4 protein-coding genes and 1 pseudogene are annotated in these 5,148 nt (G+C 66.3%); all 5 read right to left on the bottom strand.

Going from position 1 to position 5,148, the window contains the following annotated elements:
- Positions 1-205: hypothetical protein (locus Q0D45_RS20810; RefSeq protein WP_293397615.1), on the bottom strand; the 205-nt coding region annotated here is incomplete at its 3' end.
- Positions 206-345: 140 nt separating this feature from the next.
- The gene (dinB, locus tag Q0D45_RS20805) at positions 346-1,395 is read right to left on the bottom strand and encodes a DNA polymerase IV (protein ID WP_366946517.1); all 1,050 of its coding nucleotides are present in this window, start codon (positions 1,393-1,395) and stop codon (positions 346-348) included.
- Between the two features lie 118 nt (positions 1,396-1,513).
- Positions 1,514-1,807: pseudogene (locus tag Q0D45_RS20800) on the bottom strand (oxygenase MpaB family protein); the annotation flags it as partial.
- A gap of 42 nt (positions 1,808-1,849) precedes the next feature.
- On the bottom strand, positions 1,850-3,847 hold the full coding sequence (locus Q0D45_RS20795; protein ID WP_293397606.1) for a prolyl oligopeptidase family serine peptidase: 1,998 nt from the start codon (positions 3,845-3,847) through the stop codon (positions 1,850-1,852).
- A gap of 36 nt (positions 3,848-3,883) precedes the next feature.
- Positions 3,884-5,119, bottom strand: a complete 1,236-nt coding sequence (gene serA, locus Q0D45_RS20790; protein ID WP_293397603.1) for a phosphoglycerate dehydrogenase — start codon at positions 5,117-5,119, stop codon at positions 3,884-3,886.
- Positions 5,120-5,148: the final 29 nt, after the last annotated feature.

The following is a 5,148-nucleotide window of genomic DNA, read 5'->3' as shown; positions in this document are numbered from 1 at the left end:
CGGCCAGTTGCTCGCGCATGCCGGCTTCCAGCGCCGGCAGGAAATGCTCGTTGCGGATCTGGTCGAACGGCGGGTACTGCAGCGGCAGCGGGCTGGTCTGCATCAGCGGATTGGCCGCGTCGGCGGTCGCTTCGGCGTGGGCCGGGGACCCGCAGGCAGACAGCATCAGACCAGTGACGACGGGCAGCAGATGGCGGGATTTCATGTCGGTTCGAAGATCGGTGAGCCGCGTTGCCCGGCAGGATGCGCCGGCGTCGCGAACAGGCTTGAGGCGAGTATGACCACAGCTTCCGGCTTTCTGCTGCATGCCGCCCTTTGACAGATGCGCTCTGCTCAGACCCCCGTTCAAGTGCTGGAGAACAGGTCCGGCTGGCTGATCGGGCTCGCCGCATCCGGCTCGCTGAAGTTGCTCAGGCCAACGCCGACCAGGCGATAGCGCGCCTCCGTATCGGCCTCGACCCGGCCGCACAGCGCCAGCGCGATGTCGGTCAGCTCGGTGCAGCTTGCCGGCGGCTGCGACGGCGTCAGGCTGCGGGTGAGGATGCGGAATTCGCGGGTCTTCAGCTTCAGCACCACGGTGCGCGCGATGCGCGGCGTCTTCATCGCCGCCGCCCAGGTTTTCTCGGCCAGCCGGCGGATCATCGGTTCGAGCGCACTCAGCGGCACGTCTTCGGCGAAGGTGTCTTCGGCAGACACCGACATCACCGGCCGATCAGCGATCACCGGATGCTCGTCGATGCCGCGCGCCAGCTCGTACAGGCGCCGGCCATAGCGGCCGAAACGCGCTTCCAGCGCCGCCAGTTCCAGCCCGCGCAGGTCACCGACGGTGATCACGCCGAGCGCTTCGAGCTTGCCGTTCATGACCTTGCCGACCCCAGGAATCTTGGCCACCGGCAGCGGTGCCAGAAAGGCTTCGACCTCGCGCGGCCGGATCACGTACTGGCCGTCCGGCTTGCGCCAGTCTGAAGCGATCTTGGCCAGGAACTTATTCGGCGCGATGCCGGCCGAGGCGGTCAGCTGCAGCTCGTCGCGGATCGCATCACGGATCGCCACCGCGACCGCCGTGGCGCTGCCGAGGCCGGACCGGTTCTCGGTGACATCGAGATAGGCCTCGTCGAGCGACAGCGGCTCGATCAGCGCGGTGTGCCGGGCGAAGATCTCCCGCGTCGCCCGCGAAACCGCGCGATAGCGAACGAAATCCGGCGGCACGAACACCGCGTTCGGACACAGGCGCTCGGCGCGGATCGCCGGCATCGCCGAGCGGATGCCGTAGGTGCGCGCCTCGTAGGACGCTGCGCAGACCACCGAACGCTGGCCTTTCCAGGCGACCACCACCGGCTTGCCGCGCAGGCTCGGATCGTCGCGCTGCTCGACCGACGCATAGAACGCATCCATGTCGACATGGACGATCTTGCGCTGCGGCGCCGCGTTCACCGGTTCAGGCCTGCTTGCGGCGCGGCGGCCGGCGAACCGGATTCGGTGGCGGCAGCGCCGGGAAGCTGCGCAGCGCAGTCAGATCGTGACGGAAATTCGAGTGATCCCAGACGCCGGCGAGTGCCGCCGGGTGCAGGGTCTGCAACATCAGGGCGCCGATGCCGCCCGCCATCATCGCGGGAAAATCGCCGTGGATGCGCCAGGTCACCGAATCCGGCCCGAACAGGCCGGGATCGCCCAGCGGCTGGTCGTACTCGATCGCCAGCTGGGCATTGCGCGGGAACACGCCGATCACCCAGTTGCGCAGCCGGGTTTTCACTGCGCCGGTCAGGGCCGGCAGCAGCGATCGCTTCAGGCGGTTCGATGACTTCATGAGCGGCAGTCTACGGTCAGCCGCGCAGCGCAGGCACGCCGATCAGGGCGGCGGCGGCAAGTTCTCGATCGCCACCGCTTCCAGCGCATCCGCCGGCTTGAAGCCGAGCACTCGACCGTAGAAATACAGCTCCGCTTCCAGGCTGCGCTTGATCGCCGCCGCCGCACGGAAGCCGTGGCCTTCGCCGGGGAATGGGACATAGGCAACTGGCAGGCCCTTGGCTTTCACCGCGTCGAACATCATCTGCGACTGGTTCGGCGGGACGACCTTGTCGTCCAGGCCCTGGAACAGGATCAGGGCGCTGGCGATCTGGTCGACGCTGTTGATCGGCGAGCGTGAGGCGTACAACGCTTTTTCGGCCGGATACGGGCCGACCAGGCTGTCGAGATAGCGCGATTCGAACTTGTGGGTGTCGCGGGCCAGCACTTCGAGATCGCCGACGCCGTAATAGCTGGCGCCGGCCTTGAACACGCCGGGCCGGAATGCCAGCGCGCCGAGCGTGGTGTAGCCGCCGGCGCTGCCGCCGCGGATCGCCAGCCGGTCACCATCGGCCAGGCCCTGGGCCACCAGATACTTCGCGGCATTGACGCAATCGTCGATGTCGACGACGCCCCAGTTGCTGTTGAGCCGACGCCGGTAGTCACGACCGTAGCCGCTGGAGCCGCCGTAGTTGACGTCGACGACGCTGATGCCGCGCGAAGTCCAGAACTGGATCGCCGGGTTGAAGGTCGGCGTTGCCTGGCTGGTCGGGCCACCGTGGCTGAGCACGATCAGCGGCGGGCGCTCGCCTTTCGGGCCGACGTAAGCCGGATTGGTTGCCGGGTAGTGGAACGCGTAAGCGATCTTGCCGCCGGTGGTCGGGAAGGCGATCGGCTGCGGCTTCGACAGGTAGGCCGGTTCGACTTTCAGCTTGCTGCCGCGACGCAGGATCTCGAAACGGCCGGTCTTCAGATCCAGCCGCACCAGCGAACGCGCTTCGCTGTCCGAACCGCCGAGGAAGACGGCGAAGCCGTTGCCGACCCGCAGCTCCTTGATCTCGTGAAACGGCGTCGGGATGTCCTGCAGCTTGCCGGTCTTGCTGTCGATCAGCGCCAGCTTGGCGATGCCGTTGGCAAGGTAGCTGGCGACGATCCGGCCGTCTGGCAAGAAGCCGTAACGGCTCATGCCAAACTCCCACTGCGGCTCGCCGAACTCGGCCTGCGCTTCGTGGATCAGCCGGGTCTTGCTGCCGTTCCAGCCGCACAGGTTCCACCAGCCGCTGCGGTCCGAGGCGAACACCAGCTCGCCGCTTGGCGACCATTGGGGCTGGAAGATCGATTCGTCCGCTGCGCCCGCCACCGTGCGGATATCGACGATGAAACCATCGGCATCGAAGCGGCCGACCTGCAGGATGGTGCCGTCCCAGGGCATGTTCGGGTGTGACCAGCTCAGCCATGCGAGCTGCTGGCCATCCGGGCTCAAGGCGGGCGACGAGTAAAAATCAGCACCGCGCACCAGCGTTCGAATGACGTGTTCGCCTTCGAGGCCGATCGACACCAGGGTGTTGACCGCTTCGCTGCCGTCTTCGGGATGGGCTTCGCGCACCGCGATCATCCGGCTGCGCGGGCCATCGATCAGGCCGTTGGCGAAACGGGCGCCGGCCTCGGCGGCAAAGAACTGCGGCGGACCATCCGGCGGCTGCAGGTACAGCGCCTGATCGTTGAAATTGGCGAAATAGGCGATGTGGCCGGCAACCGCGAAACTGCCGCCGCCGTACTCGTGGGCGCGGGTGCGGACGTTGAACGCGGCCGGCGTCATTTCAGCAACGAGACCATCCGGCCGCTGCAGCATCAATACGTTGCGCCCGCCTTCCGCAGGCCGGCCTTCGACCCAGTAGATGGCGTCACCATCGAGCGCGACTTGGCCGAGCTTCAGGGAGTCGGCGACGATCGCATCCGAGGTGATCGGCGACGCCCAGGAACCGTAGGGCGCGACCTTCGGTGCCGCCGTGGCGCTGCTCATCGCCAGCGCTGACAGCAGCAGGAGCAATCCATTGCGCATGCCGCTGTCTCCGCCCGAATCATCAGTAGCCGGCCCTCAGTAGAGCAGTCGCGTCCGCAGGGTGCCGGAGATCGCTGCCAGCTGATCCTTCAGCTTTTCGGCTTGCTCGTCGGCAGCGGCGATATCGATGACCACGTAGCCGATGTTGCCGCTGGTCTGCAGGTACTGGCCTTCGATGTTGACGGCACCGGCCGAGAACAGTTCGTTGATCCGCGACAGCATGCCCGGACGGTTTTCGTGGATGTGCAGCAGGCGATGGCTGTTCGGATGCTCAGGCAGCGACACTTCCGGGAAGTTGACGGCCGACAAGGTCGAGCCGTTGTCGCTGTAGCGAACCAGCTTGGCCGCCACTTCGATGCCGATGTTTTCCTGCGCTTCCAGGGTCGAGCCGCCGATGTGCGGCGTGAGAATCACGTTGTCCATGCCGATCAGCGGCGAGACGAACTTGTCGTCGTTGCCCTTCGGTTCGACCGGGAACACATCGACGGCGGCGCCGCCGACCTGGCCGCTGCGCAGTGCTTCGGCCAGCGCATCGATATCGACGACGGTGCCGCGCGAAGCGTTGATCAGCAGCGCGCCGCGCTTCATCGCGGTGATTTCGGGCTGGCCGAACATCAGCCGGGTCGCCGGCGTTTCCGGCACGTGCAGCGAAACGATGTCCGAGCGATGCAGCAGGTCATTGAGGCTGGCCGCCGGCATCGCATTGCCGAGCGCGAGCTTGGTTTCGATGTCGTGATAGATCACCCGCAGGCCCAGGCTTTCGGCGAGCACGCCGACCTGGGTGCCGATGTGGCCGTAGCCAACCAGGCCCAGCGTCTTGCCGCGCACCTCGAAGCTGCCGACGGCCGACTTCGACCAGCCGCCGCGATGGCATTCGGCGTTCTTTTCCGGGATGCGCCGCATCATCATGATCGCCTCGGCGATCACCAGTTCGGCCACCGAGCGGGTGTTCGAGTACGGCGCGTTGAACACCGGAATGCCGCGCGCCTGCGCGGCAGCGAGATCGACCTGATTGGTGCCGATGCAGAAACAGCCGATCGCGGCCAGCCGGCGCGCTTCGGCGATCACTTCGGCGGTGAGCTGCGTGCGCGAGCGGATGCCGACGAAATGGGCATCGGAAATCGCCTTGATCAGCGCCGCTTCGGGCAGCGATTTCTCGTGGAACTCGATGTTCGTGTAGCCCGCCGCGCGGAAATTTTCGACAGCAGTCTGTGCAACACCTTCGAGCAGCAGAACCTTGATGTCCTGCTTCGGGAATGAGGTCTTTTTCATGGCTTCCAGCTTCGACCGCGGTTGTCCAC

This window comes from Nevskia sp. (genome assembly GCF_023266035.1).
GTDB lineage: Bacteria > Pseudomonadota > Gammaproteobacteria > Nevskiales > Nevskiaceae > Nevskia.
The sequence above is the reverse complement of the archived record's forward strand: the minus strand, read 5'-3'. Positions and strand labels throughout refer to the sequence as shown.

Coding starts and splice junctions, on each gene's coding strand:
- dinB (WP_366946517.1), bottom strand. CDS start 1,395: ATGGATGCGTTCTATGCGTCGGTCGAGCAGCGCGACGATCCGAGCCTG.
- Q0D45_RS20795 (WP_293397606.1), bottom strand. CDS start 3,847: ATGCGCAATGGATTGCTCCTGCTGCTGTCAGCGCTGGCGATGAGCAGC.
- serA (WP_293397603.1), bottom strand. CDS start 5,119: ATGAAAAAGACCTCATTCCCGAAGCAGGACATCAAGGTTCTGCTGCTC.